Source organism: Roseateles paludis, from assembly GCF_039872745.1.
In the GTDB taxonomy this organism is placed as follows: Bacteria; Pseudomonadota; Gammaproteobacteria; order Burkholderiales; family Burkholderiaceae_C; genus Pelomonas; species Pelomonas paludis.
Genome location: NZ_JBDPZD010000018.1, coordinates 1 through 1648 on the forward strand (window position 1 = coordinate 1; position 1648 = coordinate 1648).

Genomic DNA, 1648 nt, shown 5'->3' on the forward strand with positions numbered 1-1648 from the left:
GCAACACAGGCACGTTGTAGATGTCCTGGAACAGCGCCAGCGTGGACGACCAGTCGCGCAGCTTGGTCAGGCCCGAGCTGAAGAACACATTCGCCAAATAGAAGCGCGCGCCCAGCAGTGCCAAGGACTGCGCCTCCCACAGCAAACGGCCCAGCGGCCCAGGCAGGTCGGGCTCGGGCTGCGAGGGCCCGGGGTGGATGGCGGTGCGCAGCAAGGTGGAAATCAAGGCGTTCATGGCAATGGAGCGTTGGGGGTCAGATGGGGCGCTGCACCACACGGTGCAGCCATTCGTGGCGCAAGGCTGCTTGCAGCCACGCACTGAAGTCGAAGTCGGGCTGCGCGCCCAAACCTTTCACCTCACCCGCCGCCAGGGCCTCAGCCAAGCTGCGGCCATCGAGCACTGCGCCCATGAAGCCCGCCGTGGCGGCGTCCAGTGGCCCATGCTGCGCCACCCAGCCCTCGCGCCACACCAGGCAGTGGCCGGTCAAGGCCGGCTCGTCCGCCACCGGGCCCACCAAGGCCAACAGGCGCACCGCCGGCCGCAGCTGTAATTGCAAGCCCTCCAGCTCGCACTGCGCGAGCTGGGCGAGAGACTCGGTGTCCAGGTCGGCATCGGCCGCGCGTTCGGCCTCGTGCCTGGCCCATTCCAGCTGGGCCAGGCCCGGCAGGCCGGAGTCGAGCCCGGCGGTCTCGGCCAAAAAGGCCGGCAGCGCATCGCCCCAGGTGCCCAGGTCACCCCGCAGCGGCGGCTGCGTGCGCCAAAAAGCCCAGGCCAGCGCCGCAAAGTCAGCGCTGCCCAGCTCGGCCTCCAAACGCGGAAAGACGGCGGCCAGCGCCCGCGCCGACAGCGCCTGCGCATTGCCCCGGTAGGCACTGAGCCCCTCGGCCACGCTCAGGCCTGGCCGCACGCCACGCAGGCCAAGCACGTCGCCGCCCCGGCGCAGCGCCTGGACAAAAGCCGTCTGCTCATCCATCTCAGACACAGTCTTCCAAGTCCACCAGGGTCCGGCGTGCTTGTTCGGCCTCGTCCAGCAGCACGTCAAGCGCGGGCAGGTCGGTGTCCCATTCCAGCAGGCTGGGCACAGGGCCAAAGCGCGCCAGCGCGTGCTCGTAGACCCGCCAGACCTCGTGCCGCACACGGGTCGCATGGTCGTCAATCAAGAGGCCGGGCTGCTCGGTGTAGCCAGCCAGATGGATCTCGCCCACCAGGCCTGCCGGCAGGTGATCGACCCAGGCCATGGCCACGGCAGCCGCTTCGTCGGGCGAGCAGCCCTGCGCATTGCGCGCATTGACGACCAGGTTGTTCACGTCCAGCAGCAGGCCGCAGCCGGTGCGCCGCACCAGCTCGGCAAAGAACGCGGGCTCGCTCAGTTCGTCCTGGTCCCAGGCCACATAGGCACTGATGTTCTCGACCAGCACCTGGCGCCGCAGGTGCTGCTGCAACTGGTCCACCTGGTCAGCAAGCCTTGCCAGTGCGGCGGCCGTGCGCGGCAGCGGCAGCAGGTCGGCCGCATGGCCGCCGTGAACGCGGCTGAAGCAGGCGTGCTCCGAGACCAGCGCCGGCTGCACGCGTTCGCACAGGCGTGCGAGGCGATCCAGATGCCAAGGGTCGAGGCCGGCGTTGGAGCCCAGGCCCAGGCCCACGCCG

2 protein-coding genes and 1 pseudogene are annotated in these 1648 nt (G+C 69.8%); all 3 read right to left on the minus strand.

Annotated features, from left to right (window positions below; genetic code table 11):
* Positions 1–235: pseudogene (locus ABDJ85_RS20270) on the minus strand (hypothetical protein); the annotation flags it as partial.
* Between the two features lie 19 nt (positions 236–254).
* Complete coding sequence (locus ABDJ85_RS20275; RefSeq protein WP_347706624.1) at positions 255–974, minus strand: HvfC/BufC family peptide modification chaperone; 720 nt, start codon at positions 972–974, stop codon at positions 255–257.
* Between the two features lies 1 nt (position 975).
* Positions 976–1648, minus strand: a 673-nt coding sequence (locus ABDJ85_RS20280) for an MbnB/TglH/ChrH family RiPP precursor modification enzyme (protein ID WP_347706625.1), incomplete at its 5' end; no start/stop codon positions are given.

Excerpts from the sequence above, each read along its gene's own strand:
- ABDJ85_RS20275 (WP_347706624.1), bottom strand. The coding sequence starts at position 974 with ATGGATGAGCAGACGGCTTTTGTCCAGGCGCTGCGCCGGGGCGGCGAC.